Annotated in this window: 21 protein-coding genes; 18 read left to right on the plus strand and 3 right to left on the minus strand. The window is 28.1% G+C overall.

Features of this window, described 5'->3' with window-relative positions:
- Window positions 1-312: 312 nt before the first annotated feature.
- The 9 genes from psyc5s11_RS04285 (at window position 313) to selD (ending at window position 7,152) form a co-directional block, all read left to right on the plus strand.
- Window positions 313-603, plus strand: a complete 291-nt coding sequence (locus tag psyc5s11_RS04285) for a nucleoside-triphosphatase (RefSeq protein WP_224036398.1) — start codon at window positions 313-315, stop codon at window positions 601-603.
- Window positions 572-856: a nucleoside-triphosphatase gene (locus psyc5s11_RS04290; protein WP_224036399.1), complete on the plus strand. Its 285-nt coding sequence runs from the start codon at window positions 572-574 to the stop codon at window positions 854-856. The genes psyc5s11_RS04285 and psyc5s11_RS04290 overlap by 32 nt, the downstream gene beginning before the upstream one ends.
- Entirely contained in the window at window positions 853-1,890 is a 1,038-nt protein-coding gene (locus psyc5s11_RS04295; protein ID WP_224036400.1) for an ABC transporter substrate-binding protein, read from the plus strand. Before psyc5s11_RS04290 ends, psyc5s11_RS04295 begins: the two co-directional genes overlap by 4 nt.
- On the plus strand, window positions 1,887-2,876 hold the full coding sequence (locus tag psyc5s11_RS04300) for a FecCD family ABC transporter permease (RefSeq protein ID WP_224036401.1): 990 nt from the start codon (window positions 1,887-1,889) through the stop codon (window positions 2,874-2,876). The genes psyc5s11_RS04295 and psyc5s11_RS04300 overlap by 4 nt, the downstream gene beginning before the upstream one ends.
- A complete protein-coding gene (locus psyc5s11_RS04305) occupies window positions 2,873-3,652 on the plus strand; it encodes an ABC transporter ATP-binding protein (RefSeq protein ID WP_224036402.1) in 780 nt (259 codons plus the stop codon). The genes psyc5s11_RS04300 and psyc5s11_RS04305 overlap by 4 nt, the downstream gene beginning before the upstream one ends.
- Window positions 3,653-3,677: 25 nt before the next feature.
- Complete coding sequence (gene yqeC / locus psyc5s11_RS04310; RefSeq protein ID WP_224036403.1) at window positions 3,678-4,493, plus strand: selenium cofactor biosynthesis protein YqeC; 816 nt, start codon at window positions 3,678-3,680, stop codon at window positions 4,491-4,493.
- A 100-nt stretch (window positions 4,494-4,593) separates the two neighbouring features.
- Complete coding sequence (gene yqeB / locus psyc5s11_RS04315; protein ID WP_224036404.1) at window positions 4,594-5,385, plus strand: selenium-dependent molybdenum cofactor biosynthesis protein YqeB; 792 nt, start codon at window positions 4,594-4,596, stop codon at window positions 5,383-5,385.
- Complete coding sequence (yedF, locus tag psyc5s11_RS04320; RefSeq protein ID WP_224036405.1) at window positions 5,378-6,004, plus strand: sulfurtransferase-like selenium metabolism protein YedF; 627 nt, start codon at window positions 5,378-5,380, stop codon at window positions 6,002-6,004. Before yqeB ends, yedF begins: the two co-directional genes overlap by 8 nt.
- 110 nt (window positions 6,005-6,114) lie before the next feature.
- A complete protein-coding gene (gene selD, locus psyc5s11_RS04325; protein ID WP_224036406.1) occupies window positions 6,115-7,152 on the plus strand; it encodes a selenide, water dikinase SelD in 1,038 nt (345 codons plus the stop codon).
- A 47-nt stretch (window positions 7,153-7,199) separates the two neighbouring features.
- Here the strand turns inward: selD and psyc5s11_RS04330 are convergent, their stop codons facing one another.
- Window positions 7,200-7,775, minus strand: coding sequence for a hypothetical protein (locus psyc5s11_RS04330; RefSeq protein WP_224036407.1), 576 nt, complete (start codon window positions 7,773-7,775; stop codon window positions 7,200-7,202).
- Window positions 7,776-8,079: 304 nt separating this feature from the next.
- Between psyc5s11_RS04330 and psyc5s11_RS04335 the strand changes: the two genes are divergently transcribed.
- The 5 genes from psyc5s11_RS04335 (at window position 8,080) to psyc5s11_RS04355 (ending at window position 10,912) form a co-directional block, all read left to right on the plus strand.
- Window positions 8,080-8,721 (plus strand): HAD family hydrolase, encoded by a 642-nt coding sequence (locus psyc5s11_RS04335; RefSeq protein ID WP_224036408.1) that lies wholly within the window; start codon window positions 8,080-8,082, stop codon window positions 8,719-8,721.
- A 149-nt stretch (window positions 8,722-8,870) separates the two neighbouring features.
- Window positions 8,871-9,167: a hypothetical protein gene (locus psyc5s11_RS04340; RefSeq protein ID WP_224036409.1), complete on the plus strand. Its 297-nt coding sequence runs from the start codon at window positions 8,871-8,873 to the stop codon at window positions 9,165-9,167.
- Window positions 9,168-9,348: 181 nt separating this feature from the next.
- Window positions 9,349-9,510 (plus strand): hypothetical protein, encoded by a 162-nt coding sequence (locus psyc5s11_RS04345; protein ID WP_224036410.1) that lies wholly within the window; start codon window positions 9,349-9,351, stop codon window positions 9,508-9,510.
- A gap of 38 nt (window positions 9,511-9,548) precedes the next feature.
- Complete coding sequence (locus psyc5s11_RS04350) at window positions 9,549-10,013, plus strand: cupin domain-containing protein (RefSeq protein WP_224036411.1); 465 nt, start codon at window positions 9,549-9,551, stop codon at window positions 10,011-10,013.
- A gap of 245 nt (window positions 10,014-10,258) precedes the next feature.
- The gene (locus psyc5s11_RS04355; protein WP_224036412.1) at window positions 10,259-10,912 is read left to right on the plus strand and encodes a nucleotidyltransferase family protein; all 654 of its coding nucleotides are present in this window, start codon (window positions 10,259-10,261) and stop codon (window positions 10,910-10,912) included.
- A gap of 348 nt (window positions 10,913-11,260) precedes the next feature.
- On the opposite strand, the gene psyc5s11_RS04360 is transcribed toward psyc5s11_RS04355, so the two are convergent.
- The gene (locus psyc5s11_RS04360; protein WP_224036413.1) at window positions 11,261-11,620 is read right to left on the minus strand and encodes a hypothetical protein; all 360 of its coding nucleotides are present in this window, start codon (window positions 11,618-11,620) and stop codon (window positions 11,261-11,263) included.
- 627 nt (window positions 11,621-12,247) lie between these two features.
- On the opposite strand from psyc5s11_RS04360, the gene psyc5s11_RS04365 reads away from it, so the two are divergent.
- From psyc5s11_RS04365 to psyc5s11_RS04380, 4 genes are all read left to right on the plus strand, one after another.
- Entirely contained in the window at window positions 12,248-13,048 is an 801-nt protein-coding gene (locus psyc5s11_RS04365; RefSeq protein WP_224036414.1) for an FAD binding domain-containing protein, read from the plus strand.
- Window positions 13,038-13,496 carry a (2Fe-2S)-binding protein gene (locus psyc5s11_RS04370; RefSeq protein ID WP_224036415.1) on the plus strand — a complete coding sequence of 153 codons (459 nt, stop codon included), beginning with the start codon at window positions 13,038-13,040 and terminating at the stop codon, window positions 13,494-13,496. The genes psyc5s11_RS04365 and psyc5s11_RS04370 overlap by 11 nt, the downstream gene beginning before the upstream one ends.
- Window positions 13,497-13,499: 3 nt before the next feature.
- A complete protein-coding gene (locus psyc5s11_RS04375; protein ID WP_224036416.1) occupies window positions 13,500-15,785 on the plus strand; it encodes a xanthine dehydrogenase family protein molybdopterin-binding subunit in 2,286 nt (761 codons plus the stop codon).
- 287 nt (window positions 15,786-16,072) lie between these two features.
- On the plus strand, window positions 16,073-18,541 hold the full coding sequence (locus tag psyc5s11_RS04380) for a bifunctional diguanylate cyclase/phosphodiesterase (protein ID WP_224036417.1): 2,469 nt from the start codon (window positions 16,073-16,075) through the stop codon (window positions 18,539-18,541).
- A 119-nt stretch (window positions 18,542-18,660) separates the two neighbouring features.
- Here the strand turns inward: psyc5s11_RS04380 and psyc5s11_RS04385 are convergent, their stop codons facing one another.
- Complete coding sequence (locus psyc5s11_RS04385; RefSeq protein WP_224036418.1) at window positions 18,661-20,472, minus strand: methyl-accepting chemotaxis protein; 1,812 nt, start codon at window positions 20,470-20,472, stop codon at window positions 18,661-18,663.
- Window positions 20,473-20,577: the final 105 nt, after the last annotated feature.

Genomic DNA, 20,577 nt, shown 5'->3' on the forward strand with positions numbered 1-20,577 from the left:
CGACTTTAAAAAAACTTTAGAAATTATATCAGAAAAAGCTATCGAAGATGCGTTTGTAGAAAGTTATCATTTATTATGTTCTGATAACAAAGAGATACTCGAAGAATTTTTGCAGAGAAGGGATGATAATTTAAATAGTAGTAATGTTAATAAGCAAATATTAAAAATAGATAAAGAACTAGATGCACTAGAAGGAAAGAAGGTTCTGTAAAAACAATTATTATAGTTGATTCACATTTGATGAAGTGATAACATATTAAATGCTTAAAATAATTATGAAGAACATATAAAATTAAATTGTTGAGGTTAAGTATGAAGATTAAAAACGTATTTTTAACAGGATTAATTAAGTGTGGGAAAAGCACATTAATAAATAATATTTTAGATAAATTAAATAAATCATATTCAGGATATAGAACTTTACCATATTATATAAATAATGTACAACAAGGCTTTTACATAGAAGGATGTATGGAAAATGAAAATATATGTAAGCCAATTTCAGTTAAAATAGAAGACTATAAAATGATTCCTATAGTAGAAACATTTGAAATTATAGGTGTTAATATTATTGAAGAAAAGTGTAGAGGACTTAAATTCTGAAATTATACTTTTGGATGAAATTGGATTTTTGGAAAAAGAAGCGTATAAGTTTAAAAAAGAAATAATTAAATGCTTAGATAATAATAAATTTGTTATAGGTGTACTTAGGAAAATGAATGATGAATTTATTGACTATATTAAAAGAAGAGAAGATACTTTGGTTATAGACATAGAAAATATAGACTATGAATCCAGAGAAGATATATGCAATAATATAATTTCTATAATTAATGAGGAGGAAAGAAACTTATGAAAAAATTAAAAAGAATTTCGTCAATTATATTGATATTTATGTTTATTACAACGTCTTTTATTGGATGTGGTAATAATGAAAAAGCAAAAGATGCAGGTACTAGCAATAAAACTATTACTGTTGAGGATCAATTAGGAAGAAAAGTAGAAATTAAAGGTGATGTAAATAAAATTGTCTCAAGTTATACAATTTCAACCTCATTGTTAATTGCTTTAGGTGTTAAGGACAAGGTTATAGGAGTTGAAATGAAATCTAAAGATAGGGAACTTTATAAGAAAGCTGCAACTGAATTTTTTAATTTACCAGAAGTAGGTCCGTCAAAAACTATAAATGTAGAAGAATGCGCAAAATTAGAGCCGGATTTAGTAATAATTCCAACTAGGCTTAAAGAATTTATACCTAAATTTGAAAAACTTAATATTCCGGTTATTGCTATAGAACCAGAAACACTAGATTCATTTTTAGAATGTGTAAAACTTATAGGAAAGTCTGTTAATGCAGAAGAAAGAGCTAATGAAATTGTTAAATACTATAATGATAATTTAGATAAAGCAAAGACGTTAAACAAAGACATTGTAAATAAGCCTAATGTATATTTGGCAGGAAGTAGTAGTGTTTTAAGAACATGCACATCAAAAATGTATCAAGATTATATGATAAATGTATCAGGTGGAAATAATGTAACTTCAAAACTTGAAGATGGCTACTGGGTTGATATATCAGCGGAACAATTATTATCTTACAATCCTGACGTCATTTATATAGTAGAATATGCTGAATATAGTATAGAAGATGTACTTAAAGATTCAAGATTAAAAGATGTAAAGGCAATTAAAAATAATAAAGTTTTTGTAATTCCATCAGTTTTAGAACCTTGGGATTATCCTACACCATCCTCAATTTTAGGAGTTCTTTGGATGACAAATAATATTAATCCTGAGAAATATACAAAAGATGAATTTGAAAAAGACTCAAAAGCTTTTTATAAGAAATATTTTAAATTAGAAGTAAATAATGAGGAAATTGGACTATGAAATTAAGATATACTACTATAATAAGTAGTATTGTTTTGGTAATAGCAGTAATTGTGTCACTATTAATTGGTAGATATAATATTAAGCCACTAGAAATAATAAATACTATTTTTTATGGAAATACTGATTCAATGGAATTTAATTTAATTTGGAATATACGATTTCCAAGAGTAATACTAGTTTCAGTATGTGGTGGAGCTTTAGCATTATCTGGTATGGTTTATCAAAGCATATTTCAAAATCCTATAGTGTCTCCAGATGTACTTGGAGTAAGCTCTGGAGCTTCACTAGGTGCTGCAATTGCAATAGTTTTCTTAGTAGCATCACCAGCTATGATTCAAGTTATGGCATTTATTTTTGGAATAGGTGCTGTACTTTTTTCATTAATTTTATCTAAAAACATGAGAAGTAATAGAGTATTAGCTCTTATTATAGCGGGAATTGTAACTGGAGCTATATCATCATCTTTTTTAATGATTATAAAGTATTTGGCAGATCCATATAAAGAATTACCATCAATAGACTTTTGGCTTATGGGAGGCTTTTATAATAGTTCATGGAGTAATGTAAGTTATGTAGCAGTGCTTACGGCTATATCAACAATAATACTATTTTTGCTTAGATGGAAATTAAAAGTTCTTACAATGGGAGATGAACAAGCAAAGCTTTTAGGGATAAATGTTAAAGCTATCCGAATGATAGCTATATTTTCAGCAACCCTTTTAGTGTCAGCAGTTGTTTCAGTTGCTGGTATTATAAGCTGGATAGGATTATTAGCTCCTCATATAGTAAAATTTTATACTAAGGATGACATATCAGAGGTAATGGGATTAACTATGATTATTGGAGCAATTATAATGATTATAGCAGACACAATAGCACGAAGTATAACATCAACAGAAATTCCAGTAAGCATATTAACATCATTAGTAGGTGCACCATTCTTAGTTTATATTCTTAATCGAAAGGAAAATCTTATTAGATGAAAAGTGATTTAGAAATAAAGAATTTAAGTGTTAATTATTTAGATAAAGCAATATTAGATAATATTAATCTTTTACTTAAAGAAGGAGAAGTTACTATTCTTTTAGGATTGAATGGCACTGGAAAGACAACATTACTAAAATCTATGGTTGGGCTTGTAAAAACCATAAGTGGCGAATTGATTTATGATAATAAAGATATATTAAAGATTTCTAATAAGGAAAGAGGCAAATTAATATCGTATATTTCACAAAATCTACATACAAGTAAAAATTATAGTGTAGAAGATATTATTCTTATGGGGATTACACCTTACCTTGGATTATTTGATATGCCAAGTGAAAAGCATTACCAAATGGTTAATGAAGCACTTAAAAAATTGAAAATATATCATCTAAAGAATAGGCTTATAGGCGAATTAAGCGGCGGAGAGAGAAGGTTAGTTTACTTAGCCAGAGTATTTATTCAAAATTCTAATATTATACTTTTAGATGAGCCGAATACATTTTTAGATTACGTAAAACAACATGATTTTTTTAAATTCCTTACGAAAATTATTAACGAAAATAATTTAATAAATTTAATTACAGTACACGATATTAATTTAGCTTTAAGATATGCAGATAAAATAGTAATATTAAATGAAAATAAAATAGTAGATACTATTGATTGTGGAATTGAAGATTATGAGAAAAAGTTTGTAGGTATAATGGAGAAAATATATAACAGAAAGCTTGAGATTTGTTATACAAAATTTGGTCCATTTATAGTGTGTTAAATTTTAAAATAATGAGGTTGAAAATATGAAGGTTTTTGAGTTTAGTAATGGAGAAATAAAGGAAAAAAAATTACTAATAGAAGCACTAAAAATAGATATTACTAAAAAAAATATAATTTCATTTGTTGGAGGCGGGGGCAAAACAAGTTTAATATATGAATTAGGAAATGAATTAAGTAAATTAGGTAAAAAAGTTATTATAACTACTACTACCTACATGTTTATGGTTAAAAGCAATGTGGTGCTTACAGGAAAAAAAGATGATATTATTAAATTATTATATAGTGAAAATATGATTACAGTTGGAATGTTATGTGATGGGAACGATGCAAAAATTAAATATAATCAATTGAAAAATAAAAAAACATTACATAATAGTGAAGAAGTAAAACTTGAAAAAATAAGTGGATTACCTGGAAATATGGCTGTAAGTCTTATAGAATTAGCTGATTTTGTGTTAGTTGAAGCTGATGGAGCAAAAAGATTACCATTAAAAATGCCAGCTTCTCATGAACCAGTAATACTTGATGGAAGTAATCTCGTTGTAGGGGTATGTGGTATTGATGCAATAGGAAAAAGCATTAAGGAAATATGCCATAGACCAAATTTAGTTTCAACATTTTTAAATATAAATGAAGAACATATTATTAATGAAAGTGATATTGCTAAAATATTATTGAGTGATAAAGGACAAAAAAAAGATGTAAAGTGTGATTATAAAGTTATTGTAAATAAAGTAGACACTAGAGAATGCTTGGAAATAGCTAAAAATATTGCATGTGAATTTTCTAAACTAGGAGTAAATGAATTAATATTAACAACATTTAGAGAAAGAATATAAATTTCAAGCTACATTTTAAGGTTGTGTAACAATATTGATATTATGTTGAAACATAGATAAATTTTAATTGTTAAGAATTGAACTAAGGAGAGTACAGATTATGATACTAATAAAAGGTGCCGGAGATTTAGCTACAGGAGTTGCGCATAGATTAAAAAAATGTGGGTTTAATATAGTTATGACAGAAATTTCAGAACCAACTATGGTAAGGAGAACTGTAGCCTTTTCACAAGCTGTATATGACAAAGAAGTAGAAGTTGAAGGAATAAAGGCAGTTCTTGCTTCTGAAAAAGATGATATTAATAGGATTATTGAAGATGGAAACATTGCAATTGTAGTAGATAAAGAGGCTAAAATTGTAGATGAAATTAAACCTGATATAATAATTGATGCCATAATAGCAAAGAAAAATTTAGGAACAAATATTAATGATGCTCAAATTGTAATTGCAGTTGGACCAGGATTTACAGCAGGGGTTGATTGCCATTGTGTTGTGGAAACTAAAAGAGGACATTATTTGGGAAAGACAATATATAGTGGAAGTGCTATACCTAATACTGGAGTCCCAGGAGATATTGGTGGACATACTAAAGAAAGAATAATTAGAGCAACCGATGAGGGTAAAATATCACCTATAGCTAATATTGGTGATTATGTTGAAAAAGGAGATATAGTTGCTTACATTAATGAAACTCCAATTTTTGCTGAAATAAATGGGATAGTACGTGGAATGCTTCAAAAGGATGTCAATGTCTTTAAAGGAATGAAAAGTGGAGACATTGATCCAAGATGTGAAAAAAATCATTGTTTTACAATTTCAGATAAAGCTCGATCTATTGGTGGAGGAGTATTAGAAGCAATTTTATATTTAGGAGGAATGATAAATGAATAAAATAATTGATGCAAAAGGCAAGAATTGTCCAATGCCAGTAATAATGGCAAAGAAAGAAATTGATGGTGGAAATAACAGATTTGTAGTTGAAGTTGATAATAATATAGCTGTTCAAAATCTTCAGAAGCTAGCTAATAGTCAAGGGTTTATAACAGATTTAAAAGAAGATAATGAAATATTTAAAGTTTATTTTTCAAAATCTTCAGATGCAGCTAGCGGTGAAGATGAATGTGAAGAGTGTAATGAAATATTAGATAAATTAGAAGAAAATAAAAATACTTTAGGAACCTGGTCAGTATTTATAGGTAAAGAAATTATTGGCGCAGGTAATGAAGAGCTTGGAAAGTCACTAATGAAAATGTACTTTTATACAATTTCAGAAGGGGATGACTTACCAAAATCAGTTTTATTTATGAATGATGGAGTAAAAGTTCCTACATTAAATGAACAAGCTGTAGAGCATTTGAAATATTTAGAAAAAAAGGGTGTTGAAATATTAGTATGTGGAGCATGTCTTAATTTTTATGGTCTTGAGGAAAACTTAAAAGTAGGGAAAGTAAGTAATATGTATGATATAACAAATTGCATGAAGGAAGCTTCAAAGGTTATCACACTTTAAGAAATTCAAAGAGATAGATAATTAAAATTGATTAGTGAGATATTCACAACGGTATAAAATTATATATAAAAAAAATAAATAACTGATATTTTAAGGAGGAAACATATTATATGTCAGAAAATATAAAACTTACCAGTTTAACTAAAAATTCAGGATGTGCTGCTAAAATAGGGCCTGGAGTTCTTCATGACGTTTTAAGTAGTTTACCTAAATTTGAAGATCCCAATTTGCTTGTGGGATTTGAAACTAATGATGATGCATGCGTATATAAAATTAATGATAATACAGTAGTAATTCAAACTGTAGATTTCTTTCCACCAATGGTTGATGATCCATATACTTTTGGTCAAATTGCAGCGGCTAATGCTCTTAGTGATATTTATGCAATGGGGGGAAATCCTGCAACAGCTATGAATTTACTTTGTTTTCCTTCTTGTTTAGATATATCAATTATGAGGGAAATACTTGCTGGGGGATATGATAAAGTTAAGGAAGCAGGGGCTGTAATTGCTGGTGGTCATACTATAGCAGACCCTACACCTAAGTATGGTCTTTGTGTAACTGGATTTGCACATCCAAATGAAATACTTTCAAATAGTAATGCAAAAACTGGAGATGTACTTATACTTACAAAACCATTAGGTATTGGAATAATGAATACTGCGTCCAAAGCAGAATTGCTAACTGAAAGTAAAATTAAAGAAGTTACATCTATAATGTGTACATTGAATAAGTATGCTAAAGAATGTACCTCTGGACTTTTTGTAAATGCATGCACTGATATAACTGGTTTTGGTTTGGTTGGTCATAGCTATGAAATGGCAATTGGAAGTAATAAGACAATAGAAATTTTTAGTAGCTCAGTACCTATTATAGATGGAGCACTAGAATATGCTAAAATGGGAATTATACCTGAAGGAATGTATAATAATCTTGATTATTTAAAAGATAAGTTCACTTTGGCATCAAATATTACACAAGAACTTCAAGATGTGTTAATAGATCCACAAACATCAGGTGGACTTTTAATTTCACTTCCTGAGAAGAATGTTAAAGAATTCTTATCAAGAATTGAAGAATTTACTACATATGCAAGAGTTATTGGTCAGGTTGTTGATAAAGGGGACAAACCTATAGTTATTAAATAACAGCTCTTAGGTAAGATATTTCAATGAAAGTTATTATTAATCTTCATTCAATTGTTAAAAGATATTTTATTTTTGAGTTTCTCTATTTCAGCTGTTAGCTGATTTATACGTAATTCTAGCGATTCTATTTTATCAGCATTATTTTCACTAGCTGATTTTATATTAGAATCAGAATTTGAGCTTTTTTCTTTATTTTTGCTTGAATTATTACCATCAGCACTTGAATAATTATTCTGAGCAGTATTTGTAGGAGTAGTGCTGCAAAATGAATTGTTAACATTATAATTTTTTGGATTAAAATATCTTCCTGGTCCACTTTGAAAGTATTGTTGTTGAGCATTAAATGTTAAAATCGCTTGACCAACTAGCTCCAGCCAGTTTCCGACTGCATTTTGAACATTATAAGGAATATTTCCAGCTATTATATTTCCAAGTATTTCCCCTATTATAATAAATAACTCGGGATTTAAAGATTGAAATCCATTGGGTATATCACTACAACCAATATTACAAGAATTATTTGTTGCATTATGGTTATTTGTATTATCACTATCCTTATGACAATTAGTATATCCACAAGCTCTCGCTAAATCCTCAAAACTATTCCATCCGTTGAATTCCATAGCTTCCTCTTTGTATAAGTGTTTTCATTTATTGTATTATTTTCTTTTTACAACTGTTACTTTTTTAAATGAATAATTTATAATACTATTTTGTTGTGTATTCAATATAATAAAATAGATTTTACAATAAAATAAATTAGAATAAAGATTTGATTTTTTTATATTTAGTCAATAGTGTTGATATATGTGACTGTATTTATAAATTTTTACAAATAAATTAGGTTTTGGTATAATGTGTATGTTAAATAATGTATAAATAGTAATTATTGACGTAGAAATAAAATGTAATTTTGGAGGAATAGAAATGGAAATTGATAGCATTATTTTTGATTTAGATGGAACTCTTTGGAATGCAATAGAAGGAGTTTGTGGTGCGTGGAAAACTATATTATCAAAACATTCAAACATAGAAAAAGTAATAACGCCTGCTGATATGGAAGGATGTATGGGACTTCAAATAAAAGAAATAGGCAAAAAATTATTTCCAGATTTAGATGAAGCTTTTCAAATGAAGTTAATGAAAGAATGTTGCGAAACAGAACAAGTTTATTTAGGAGAACATGGAGGAACGTTATACCCTAAATTAGAAGAAATACTTAAAGCATTATCTGAAAAATATAAATTGTTCATAGTTAGTAATTGCCAAGATGGATACATACAATGTTTTTTTAAAGCACATAAATTAGACAAGTATTTTGATGATTTTGAATGTTCAGGTGTAACAGGATTATCAAAAGGAGAAAACAATAAAATTATAATAGAAAGAAATAAGTTAAAAAGTCCAATTTATGTAGGGGATACTAATGGAGATGGAGAGTCAGCAAAAGTGGCAGGAATTCCATTTGTATATGCAAGATATGGTTTTGGAAATGTTAAAGAATATGATTATGTTATTGATAGTTTTGAAGAAATGCTAACTTTAGGATTGCAGATTGAATATGAATGATAAAGGTAATCTGAGTAATAGTAACTAAGTACGAAGTAATATATGAATGTAGAGTTCTTTTGAATTAATAGTATAATATTTACATATGTGCTATAATTAGTTTGAAAGTTTCTGTTAAATCAAGGTTAATTATTATAATGGAGGGGAATATGGGAAAGACAAAAAATATTGATACAAAAAAAAGCGGAATAGGAACATCAGCATTAATAATTTCTATATTTTCTATAATATTTTCTTTTACTTCTTTAGGTGAGAAAAGTATTGGAGAAAATATATTAGAGATTATTGGAGTGAGATTCCCAGTTATGGTTATTTCAACAATTTTATTTGTTATTGCAATTTTTATAGGTCATAAATACAAAGAAGATTATTATGCAAAGGTCGGAAGAAATATATCCATATTTTTTATAATTTTAATGACAATTTTAACTGTAATTAATTTATGATTCACTTAAATTATTAATCATTAAAAATAAATAACAGATTATAAAATTACATTATTTATAAAATTGGATTTGTGATTATTTTTATACATAATGTTTGTAAAGGGTGTAGCAATTAAAATTTTGTAGTTGCGACAACCTCCTAAATTAGTATGAATTGGCGTTGATATTGGAGTGGCAGAGAATGAAAAAATTTATGATCGGAATGTATGGAAAATACGATGATATAAAATTTAATAGAGACTTTAGAGAAACTTTTTATGGAATAGAAGCATGTCTTTTTGGAGATGAAAGCGATATAGAAAAGCTAATTAACAATACTAAAAGGAAATTTATAAATAAATAGAAAATTTATTATGATGAGGAATTTGAATGGAGAGTTTAATGAAAAATATATCGAATATTAATGATATTCCAGAGGAATATATGTATGATCCTAACTTTAATACTAAATTAAAGACAATATTAATAGGTGAAGCAATTGGTTGTGAAAAGTTTTATGTAAACATAGATTATGTAAGACCAGGAAGTGAAAGTGTAAAATACCATGCGCATTCAAAACAGGAAGAGTTTTATTTAATAATGAGTGGAGAAGGTATACTGAGAATAGATGGAAAAGAGATATTAATAAAAAAAGGTGACGTTATTTCAGCACCAGCAGGTAAGGATTGTGGACATAAGTTTATAAATAATAGTGAAGAAATATTACAGATACTTGATGTTGGAACTCGTGAAAAGGATGATGTTATAACATATCCTGATGAAAATATAGTATATATAAAGGATAAAAAATTAGCTTTTAATATAAATGATAATGTTAAGGAATGGTCTTCAGAACCCAATGAATGATATTAGCATTTTATAAATCAATAAAATATATAATAGATTTTAAAATCGCATATCAGAAATGAATTTGCGATTTTTTTGTTGTGTAATACTATTTATTTTAGTACTAGAAGTCAATTTAAAATTAAAATACCTGTTGTTAATATGATACATTAACAATTTAGTCTAACATAGTCTATTTTTTAGCAAAGATTTAGTTTATTATAATTTATATATAAATAAACATTAAGAATATAAGGTGGCAAATTATGAGTAAATATACTTTGGAAATAAAATCTGATTCAACAATTGCAAAAGGTGTATTGTTTGATGGCAGTACAATTGTTAAAGCAACTAAGATAAATTTAATTTTACTAGCATCAGGAAATAGTATTAGATTTAAAGGAAATAAATTATTAGCATCAGTTAATAATAAACCAATGTATATGAATGTGATAGAAAAGATTTTAAAATTAAACTTTAATAAAATAATTTTAGTTACTCAATATGAAGAAATTAAAGCAGAGTTATCAAAACAACCCATCAAAGTTGTTATGAATAAAAACAGTGAACTTGGAATATCTCATTCTATTAAACTAGGTATAAATGAGGATGCGGAAGCAGATGCATATATGTTTATGGTATGTGATCAGCCATTTATATCATTAGAAAGCATGGAAAAATTAATTGATAGATTTATGAAAAGTAATAAGGGAATGGCTTGTGTTCAATATGAAGGCAAGCTTGGAAATCCAACTATATTTTCTAGGAAATATACGCATGAATTTTTGAGTTTAAATGGTGATGTTGGTGGAAAATCTATTATGAAAAAACACCTAGATGATTTAGAAAAAGTTCAAATCAGTCATAAGGTAGAGCTTATGGATATTGATACTAGAGAAGAATTGGAGAAGTTAAGATGAAAAAGAGATTAGTAGCATAGACGATAATATATTAAAGGAACTTAGCACAAGAAATGAATCCATGGTGCTATCAACAATAACAGAAAAACAGGGTTCAGGATCAAGAGGTGCTGGAACTAAGATTCGAATCACCTTTTGCATGTCCATTTTCAATTACAATCAACATTTTATTTGAAAATCTTATTACCATATTCATCCTCCAGATTTAGAATTGTGCAGTAAAAACACTGTAAAATTCAAATTTGAATAATACGGTGTTTGTTATAAGTGTTCGGTTCTTCAGTTGTGACGCTAAATAAGAATGTTACGATTAAAAGAACTCGATTTGGCATTTTTACCAAAACACAATTATTTTCCTTGTTTGATTAAACTTTCTACATCTCGTATTACTGCTTTTAACATTGTTATTGGGCTCCATAGGTAGCCATACATGCTATCAATACCATACTCTTCATTAAACTTTGGTTCTCTCGCCATATCCAGACCCACTAACCATCCTTCTATAAATGCTACAGTACCATTAAAACGAAATTTTAGGCATAGTACCCAATTAAATTTATTAATTGTGTTATTAGCAAAAAATGTTTCACCATTTATATTAATTGGTTTAAAATCCGTTTTATGTAAGTAATCAGAAACAGCATTTATTATATTATTTAAATTTGAAGGATTGATTCGAATTTGATTGATATATCTCTTATTACTCATTTAATTTGCCCCTCTTTAAAATTAATTTTTATGTAGATATAAATTACGAATATGACTTAGCTAATGGTAAGTATATCATATTGGGATGGTAACATAAGATTTCTTTTGTAAAAAATGTATATTATTTTTACTTTTTAACATTATATTATTCAATTTTCAAAGAACATTTTTATAAGTTACTTCGTCAATTATATAGTTTGAGTAACAATATCAGCCCTAAAGTTCCTGTTTTATCAAACCATAAAATAAGAACTTCATCTAAACACTTAATTACGACATAGATATGTTAAAGTATACAAATTTCGTTTATAATAATTATAGGATAGTGGATAGTTTCGCATGATGAAATTTTATCTATTTGTTTGATATATAAAGGCAATAATGAGTCATTTAAATATAAGGCACAATCAAAAACAACAACAAGTCCATTTGCCAGCCTATTTTCCATTATAATTGGAGCTCGACTCGCATAACGCTCTTCTTGAGTAAGCGATTCACAACAAATAATAGATTTGGGTTCACTGCTCACGTCGGCAAATTGCTCCTTGCCTGATGAAAAATATTCATGGCAACTGTGGACTTGTTATTTATTTTCATGTGCCTAAGTAAAATATAGGAGGGAACAGTTTGTTTACAATTAAAGATTATGTGGTAGCGGAAGATTTACAACAAGCATATGAGTTGAATCAAAAGAGAAGCAATGTTATTTTAGGCGGAATTGGTTGGTTAAAGATGGGGGAACGTAATATTCAAACCGCTATTGACCTATCAAAATTAGGATTAGATAAGATTGAAGAAGATGAAGAGTGCTTCAAAATAGGCTGTATGTGTACATTAAGAGATATGGAAGTTAGTAAATCATTAAACTCATATTTTAATGGTGCTATTTCAAAATCTTTAGTACATATAGTAGGAGTACAATTTAGAAATTGTGCAACTATTGGAGGTAGCATTTACTCTCGATTTGGGTTTTCAGATATTTTAACATCTCTATTAGCATTAGATACTTATGTAGAGTTATATAATGGTGGAATTATTCCGCTATCAACATTTAAAGATATGCCATATGATAATGATATTTTAGTAAGAATTATAATTAAGAAGGATGCGAGAAAAGTATCATATTTAACTCATAGAATGAGCGCAACAGACATTCCAGTCCTTGCAGTAGCAATTTCAAAGTTAGAGGATAAATGGCAAGTGGTATTAGGGGCTAGACCTCAAAAGGCAATGCTAATAAATAAGGCAGAAACAATTCTTAGCGAAAACCCAACTAAAGAAGAAATTGATTCTTTAGTAGACCATGTAATAAAAGAAGTGAAATTCGAAAGCAATATGAGAGGTAGCAAGGAATATAGACAAATTCTTGCTAAAGTATTTATAAATAGAGCAATAGACGAGATTGTAGGAGGTACTTATGCAAATTAAATTATGGATAAATAATAAAGTATTTGAAGACGATATACAAGTAGATATATTATTAATTGATTATTTAAGAAGTAAGGGCTTCTATAGTGTAAAAAGAGGATGCGAAACTGCAAATTGTGGCTTATGCACTGTGCATTTAGAAGGAAAACCAATTTTATCATGTAGCACTCTTACAATGAAAACAAATGGATTACACGTGACAACTCTTGAAGGAATCCAAGAAGAAGTAGAAGAATTTGGTGCATTTCTAGCAGATCAAGGAGCAGAACAATGTGGTTTCTGTAGCCCTGGATTTATTATGAATGTATTAGCTATGAAAAAAGAATTAGTCAATCCAACTGAATTAGAAATTAAGCAATATTTAAGCGGAAACTTATGTCGTTGTACAGGATATATGGGACAACTTAGAGCAATTAAGAAATATTTAGAAATTGCAAAGGAGGACTAAGGAATGAAATTTATAAATAAGGCAATAAGGAAAAAAGATGCTATGGCACTTGTAACGGGTAAACCAGTATATACAGATGATATAGCGCCAAGTAATTGTTTAACAGTAAAATTACTTAGAAGTCCCCATGCACACGCTTTAATAGAAGATATTAATACAGAAGTAGCAAATAAAGTGCCAGGAATTGAATGTATTTTAACATATAAAGATGTTCCACAATCTAGATTTACAACAGCAGGACAAACTTATCCAGAGCCAAGTCCATATGATAGATTAATTTTAGATAAAAGAATAAGATGCGTTGGAGATCCAGTGGCCATAGTAGCTGGAAAAGATGAAAAGTGTGTTAATAAAGCATTAAAATTAATAAAGGTAAAATATGAAGTTTTAGAAGCAGTATTAGATTTTAAAAAAGCTAAAGATAATAAAACAATAATACATCCTGAAGAAAACTTTAAAGCTTTATGTCCTGGTGTAGGAGTAGATGCTAAAAGAAATCTTTGCGCATGTGACGAATTTGAAGTTGGAAATGTAGATGAAGAATTAAGCAAATGTGAATATGTTGTAGAAAAAACGTATCATACTAAAGCCAATAGCCAAGCAATGATGGAAACTTTTAGAACTTATACTGAACTTGATGTTTATGGAAGATTAAATGTTATAGATTCAACGCAAGTGCCTTTCCATGTGAGACGAATACTCGCAAATGCACTGGAATTACCTAAATCAAAAATAAGAGTAATAAAACCTAGAATAGGTGGAGGTTTTGGAGCTAAGCAAAGTGTTGTGGCAGAAATTTTCCCTGCAATAGTAACTCTTAAAACAGGTAAACCAGCTAAAATGATATTTACAAGAAGAGAAAGTATGACTAATGGAAGTCCTAGACATGAAATGGAGCTAACAGTACGTATTGGTGCTAATAAAGATGGAATAATAAAAGCAATAGATGTTTATACATTATCTAATACTGGAGCTTATGGAGATCATGGACCAACTACTGTAGGACTATCAGGTCATAAATCTATTCCTTTATATGGTAAAACAAAAGCTTTTAAGTTTAGCTTTGATGTTGTTTATTCAAATACAATGGGGGCTGGAGCATATAGAGGATATGGTGCTACTCAAGGTATATTTGCAGTTGAATCTGCAGTAAGTGAACTGGCAGCAAAACTTAATATGGATCCAGTTAAAATAAGAGAATTAAATATGGTAAAAGAAGGTCAAGTTATGCCTGCTTACTATAATGAAACCGCTAATAGTTGCGCATTAGACAGATGCTTAGCCAAAGCAAAAGAAATGATAGATTGGGATAATAAATATCCATGCAGAGATCTTGGAAATGATAAAGTTAGATCTGTTGGTGTAGCATTAGCTATGCAAGGTTCAGGAATATCTGTTATAGATACTGCATCAGTTGAAATTAAACTAAATGATGATGGTTTCTATACATTAATGATAGGTGCAGCTGATATGGGAACAGGTTGTGATACAATATTATCTCAAATGGCCGCAGAGTGCTTAGAATGTGATATTGATAATATAATAGTTCATGGTGTTGATACTGATCAATCACCATATGATAGTGGGTCTTATGCATCTAGTACAACTTATACAACTGGTGGTGCAGTACTTAAAACTTGTGAATCATTAAGGAAGAAAATAGTAGAAGAAGGCGCAAGATTAATGTCTTGCCCAGTAGAAAATGTAGAATTTGATGGTAAGAAAGTTTTCTCATTAGAAGATAATAAGGAAATTCCACTCCGAGATTTAGCTAATACAACATATGTAGGTAATAGTAAAATGTTAAGTGCTAGTGAATCAAATTCATCACCAGTTTCACCACCACCATTTATGGTAGGAATGGTTGAAATAGAAATTGATAAGCTTACGGGAAAAGTTGATTTAATAGATTATGTTGCAGTTGCAGATTGTGGAACTGTTATAAATAAAAATCTTGCAAAAGTTCAAATAGAAGGTGGAATAGCTCAAGGTATAGGAATGGCTTTATATGAAGAAATTTCATATGATAAAAAGGGGAGAATGAGAAATAATTCATTCTTGCAATATAAAATTCCGACTCGTCTTGATGTAGGTACTATAAGAGTTGATTTTGAAAGTAGCTATGAACCAACAGGACCATTTGGTGCCAAATCAATAGGGGAAATAGTAATTAATACTCCGTCACCAGCTATAGCCAATGCAGTATATAATGCAACAAAGGTAAATATAAGAACATTACCTATAACTGCAGAAAAAATAGTTATGGGAATCCTTGAGAATGAAAAGTAAAAATTTGTTTTTGTGATTCAACTATATGCTTTAGGTCAAAACAGGCTTAAAGGAGTCTTATAAAAAAAGATAGAACAGGGAGGTTCTATCTTTTTTTTGAATTAAATCAAAAAGAATTTTTATATTTGTATATAAAGATATTATTTACCAAATTAATAAAATTTAATATGAAAATATTGCTAAAGTATGCAGAAATACAGTGATTAGAGAGTGAAAAAATGATATAATTGAATAAGAGTGAAATAGTTGAGTATACATATGAAACATACTAAGTATTGAGGTGAATTATGAAAACGTATAACGTTAAATATAAGGATTACGACACTTTAAGTAAATATATAAGTAATAATTACATAATAAAATATAATAATATATTAGTACAAGTATTTTCAGGAATAGGAAAAAAAGAGTTTATTGAAGAAGTAATAAAAAATTTAATATCATTAATTCCACAATGTAAAATAATTGGTTCTACATCTGCAGGAGAAATACTTAATGGTAAAATTTTTGAAAATGAATGTTTAATTTCTATAAGTGTATTTGCAAAAACAACGATTAAAACTATTTTAATTAAAGATAAAATGTCAGATTTTAATAAAGGTGTAGAAGTAGCACGTCAATTAATTTCTCTAGATACTAAAGCTATAATATCTTTTGCTGACGCAAGCATTGATGGACAAGACTTTTTAAACGGAATAAACTCTATAAATAATAAAGTTGTGGTATCGGGGGGACTTGCAGGCAAGAGCAAGTCTATAGATGAAATATATGTTTTTACTGAAAATGGCGTGGAAAAAGATGCAGTAGTTGCGGTTGCTTTAGAAAGTAAGGATTTATACGTAAATAATGAAAGTAGCTTTAATTGGATACCTATAGGTAGAGAACATGAAATAACAGAGGCAGAGGGAAAGGTAATTAAAAGCATAGATAATATACCAGCACAAGAATTTTATAGTAAATATATAGTCACAAATAATAATGAGCCAATTGAGCGTATTGGAGCTAAATTTCCTTTGATGATAAAAAAGAATAATAGGTATGTTGGTAGACCAGTCTTAAAATTTATAAACGATGAAGAAATAACTATTTCATCCAAAATAGACATAGGGGAAAAAATAAGGATTGGTTATGGTGATTTAAGTGAAATTTTAAAAGGATCAAGAGATGTTTATGACAAAATGAAAAAATGTCCAGGCGAGAGTTTATTCATATATTCTTGTGATTCAAGAAAAAATTTTCTTAAGGAAATGGCAACTAAAGAAATAGCACCAATTAGTGGTAATTCCTCAGTAAGTGGATTTTATACTTATGGTGAATTTAATAATGTTAATAATGAAAATATGCTTTATGCAGAAACAATGACAATACTAGTACTTTCAGAAGATATGAATGCAAGAATTAAAATAGATACAGAACTTAACGATAAATGCCAATATTACAGTGATGAAGATTCAACATTATATAATCTTATAAAAACTACAGGAGAAGAGTTAAATCAATTGAATTTAAAGCTTGAAGAAAAAATTAAAGAAAAAACAGAAGAATTAGAAAAACAATATTATACAGACAATTTAACAAATTTAGAAAATAGAAATAAATTAATTTTAGATTTATCACAAGGAAAATACGATAAACTTGTAATTATTGATATAAAGTCATTTAATGATATAAATGATTTTTATGGAAATACAGTAGGAGATGTAGTATTAAAAGCTCTTTCTAAATTAATTAGTTTATATTGTGACAAAAATAATTTTAATTCTTATAGAGTGAATTCAGATATATTTGCTGTAGTAGATAACGTTGGACTAAAAGAAGAATTTATAGAAAAAATAAGATTTTTACAAAATGTAATAAATAATCAATGTTTCTTTTATAAGGACGGTAAAATTTATATAACAGTAACAATGGCAATTGCATTAGGGAAAGAATCATTATTTGAAAGAGCTGAGATGGCATTACATTATGCTAAAAAGAATAAAAAATTATTTCAAATATATAAAGAAGAGCTAGATATATATGAAGGAATTAAAAAAAATATAATATGGACTAAAAAGATTAAAGATGCTATAGCAGAAAATAGGATTGTACCATTCTTTCAGCCAATAGTTAATAACCGTTTAGGAACAGTTGAAAAGTGTGAAGCTTTAATAAGAATGATAGATGAAAATGGAGAAATTATATCACCTTATTTTTTCTTAGATATTTCTAAAAAGGCTGGATTATATAAAGAATTAACAATAATAATGTTAGAGAAAACTTTTGAAGTTTTAGATAATACAGATTATGAAATATCTATAAATCTTCTTCTTCAAGATATAATAAGTAGTGAAATTAGAGCATTAATTATACAAAAACTAAAAAAAGCTAAAAATCCTAAAAAAGTTGTATTTGAGATAGTAGAATCAGAAGGGATTGAAAACTTCAACGAAGTTACAGAGTTTATACAAGAAATAAAGAAATATGGTGCTAAAATTGCTATTGATGATTTTGGAACAGGATATTCAAATTTTAATTATCTTATGAAGTTAGATGTAGACTATATAAAGATAGATGGATCAATAATAAAAAATATACATAAAGATAAATCAGCAGAAATGGTTACTAAGACTATAGTTTTATTTGCAAAGGAATTAGGAATAGAAACCATTGCAGAGTTTGTATCTGAAGAAGAAATATATAATAAAATAAAAGATTTGAATATAGATTATTCGCAAGGATATTATTTCTCAGAACCTAAGGAGAATATAGAATAATTTATATAAATGTATGTAAAATAATTCATAGGATATAAAATTAATACAATTTAGAGAGGATAATCTGTTACTTAGATTGAATTACAAAAATTAATCTAAGTAAGGGATTATCCTCTCTATTATATTAGCTGAATTTTCAATTTATAAATTGAAAGCTTATCACTAATTAATTGTGATTGAGAAGCTAATTCTTGGGTAGATGCAGCAGTTTCTTCAGCCGTAGCTGAATTTGTTTGAACCACATCGGATATTTTATTAACTCTAGCTGTCATTTTTTCTATTGCATTTGCTTGTTCTTTAGAGTCTGTAGCTATTTGTTTTACTAAATTGGCAGTATCATCTACATTCTTAACGATTATAGTCAATGCATAAGCAGTTTCTTTTGCTAATGTCTCACCATCAATTACTGCACGTAAAGAAGTATCAATTATTTTTGTGGTATTTTTAACTGCATCAGAAGATTGAGCAGCAAGTCTTTTTACTTCCTCAGCTACAACAGCAAAACCTTTTCCAGCATCTCCAGCTCTAGCGGCTTCTATGGCAGCATTCAATGCTAAAAGATTTGTTTGCGCTGCTATGTCCTCTATTGTATTTACAATTTCAGCAATTTGTTTAGAAGATGTAGTTATTTCTTTCATAGAATTCATTAAAGAACTCATTTTACTACTTCCATCAGTAACGATATTTTTCGTCTTATATGAAAAGGCATTAGCTTCATAGGCATTATCTGTATTCATTTCAACTTGTTTTAATACTGTAGTAAAACTTAATAACAAATCTTCTACAGCTTCTGCTTGTTCTGTAGATCCTTCTGAAAGCATTTGAGTAGTTGCAGCTAATTGTTCTGAACTGCTAGCAGTAAAATCAATTGATTCACGCATATCATAAAATGTATTATTTAAACTGCAAACAATTTTATTCATTGATTCTTGAATAGGTAGGAAGTCGCCCTTATAACATATTGAATTGTCTAAATCGATATTTAAATCTGAATTTGATAATCTCTCTAAAGTACTTGTAATATCATTTATATAAGAAGTTAACATTTCTAGGGATTTAATTAAGTCATTAGACATTTCACCCATTTCATCATTAAAAGTATAAGTAGAGTTTATTTTTAAATTTCCTTCTAATAAGTTTTTAGATATATTTTTAATGTTATTAATTCCTTCAAGTAAGGTTTGTCTCAATAATTTTCCAACCAAATTTGCAATAAATATTATTACTAAAATAAAAATAAAAATAGCAAATACACTTAAATTTCTATATATATTTGAACTATTTACAAAGTTTTTAGCTTCTGTGTCAGACTCATTAGATATATTTAAAATAGTATTTTGGCTAAGCTCCAGTTGTAGTGCATATGAACCTTCAATAAGTTTAAGGGCTCTATCTTTCTTACCATCCTTGATTAAATTGCAAGCGTCTTGCCTAATAGGTTCTAAGATTTCAACATTTTCTGAAAGAGATTTCACTAAGGCAGCATCTCCAGTAAATATTTCATTTAATGTTTCAATATTCTTTTTTAAGTTCTCAGTTGCTTCATTTGAAAGATCTATACTATAATTTTTCTTTGTGGTTTCACTTGCTGAGATAGCCTTATAAAGATTATCATCTAAATCTTTTAAATTATATTTTATACTAGCTACAGTGCTTGAAACGGTGTATGGGGAAGTATACAGTTTATTGGTTCTTGAAGCCATAGAGAATATGGATATCATTGAGCAAATCATAGCGATAGCCATTAATGCTATTATAACTTTAAAAGATTTAGATATTTTTCTTTCAATTGATTCATTTTCAATAAATTGTGATAATTTATTTGTGAATTTATTGTTTTGGAAGTTAAAAAAAGACTTTTTAGTAAATAAATTATTTCTAGATAAACTTGATATATTTTTTTTAGACTTGGATAACATTTTTTTAAACATATGTAGTCACTCCTTTTATTAACACTGAATAAAACTGATTAGAAGTTAATTAATATGAAACTTTAGAAATAATTTTTATATCGAAAGTTTCAAAAAGGTAATAAA

It is taken from the genome of Clostridium gelidum (assembly GCF_019977655.1).
Classification (GTDB): Bacteria; Bacillota; Clostridia; order Clostridiales; family Clostridiaceae; genus Clostridium; species Clostridium gelidum.

Bases quoted from the DNA above. Each gene is read 5' to 3' on its own strand.
- psyc5s11_RS04285 (WP_224036398.1), top strand. From the start codon at position 313: ATGAAGATTAAAAACGTATTTTTAACAGGATTAATTAAGTGTGGGAAA.
- psyc5s11_RS04295 (WP_224036400.1), top strand. From the start codon at position 853: ATGAAAAAATTAAAAAGAATTTCGTCAATTATATTGATATTTATGTTT.
- psyc5s11_RS04300 (WP_224036401.1), top strand. From the start codon at position 1,887: ATGAAATTAAGATATACTACTATAATAAGTAGTATTGTTTTGGTAATA.
- psyc5s11_RS04305 (WP_224036402.1), top strand. From the start codon at position 2,873: ATGAAAAGTGATTTAGAAATAAAGAATTTAAGTGTTAATTATTTAGAT.
- yqeC (WP_224036403.1), top strand. From the start codon at position 3,678: ATGAAGGTTTTTGAGTTTAGTAATGGAGAAATAAAGGAAAAAAAATTA.
- yqeB (WP_224036404.1), top strand. From the start codon at position 4,594: ATGATACTAATAAAAGGTGCCGGAGATTTAGCTACAGGAGTTGCGCAT.
- yedF (WP_224036405.1), top strand. From the start codon at position 5,378: ATGAATAAAATAATTGATGCAAAAGGCAAGAATTGTCCAATGCCAGTA.
- selD (WP_224036406.1), top strand. From the start codon at position 6,115: ATGTCAGAAAATATAAAACTTACCAGTTTAACTAAAAATTCAGGATGT.
- psyc5s11_RS04330 (WP_224036407.1), bottom strand. From the start codon at position 7,775: ATGGAATTCAACGGATGGAATAGTTTTGAGGATTTAGCGAGAGCTTGT.
- psyc5s11_RS04335 (WP_224036408.1), top strand. From the start codon at position 8,080: ATGGAAATTGATAGCATTATTTTTGATTTAGATGGAACTCTTTGGAAT.
- psyc5s11_RS04340 (WP_224036409.1), top strand. From the start codon at position 8,871: ATGGGAAAGACAAAAAATATTGATACAAAAAAAAGCGGAATAGGAACA.
- psyc5s11_RS04345 (WP_224036410.1), top strand. From the start codon at position 9,349: ATGAAAAAATTTATGATCGGAATGTATGGAAAATACGATGATATAAAA.
- psyc5s11_RS04350 (WP_224036411.1), top strand. From the start codon at position 9,549: ATGAAAAATATATCGAATATTAATGATATTCCAGAGGAATATATGTAT.
- psyc5s11_RS04355 (WP_224036412.1), top strand. From the start codon at position 10,259: ATGAGTAAATATACTTTGGAAATAAAATCTGATTCAACAATTGCAAAA.
- psyc5s11_RS04360 (WP_224036413.1), bottom strand. From the start codon at position 11,620: ATGAGTAATAAGAGATATATCAATCAAATTCGAATCAATCCTTCAAAT.
- psyc5s11_RS04370 (WP_224036415.1), top strand. From the start codon at position 13,038: ATGCAAATTAAATTATGGATAAATAATAAAGTATTTGAAGACGATATA.
- psyc5s11_RS04375 (WP_224036416.1), top strand. From the start codon at position 13,500: ATGAAATTTATAAATAAGGCAATAAGGAAAAAAGATGCTATGGCACTT.
- psyc5s11_RS04380 (WP_224036417.1), top strand. From the start codon at position 16,073: ATGAAAACGTATAACGTTAAATATAAGGATTACGACACTTTAAGTAAA.
- psyc5s11_RS04385 (WP_224036418.1), bottom strand. From the start codon at position 20,472: ATGTTTAAAAAAATGTTATCCAAGTCTAAAAAAAATATATCAAGTTTA.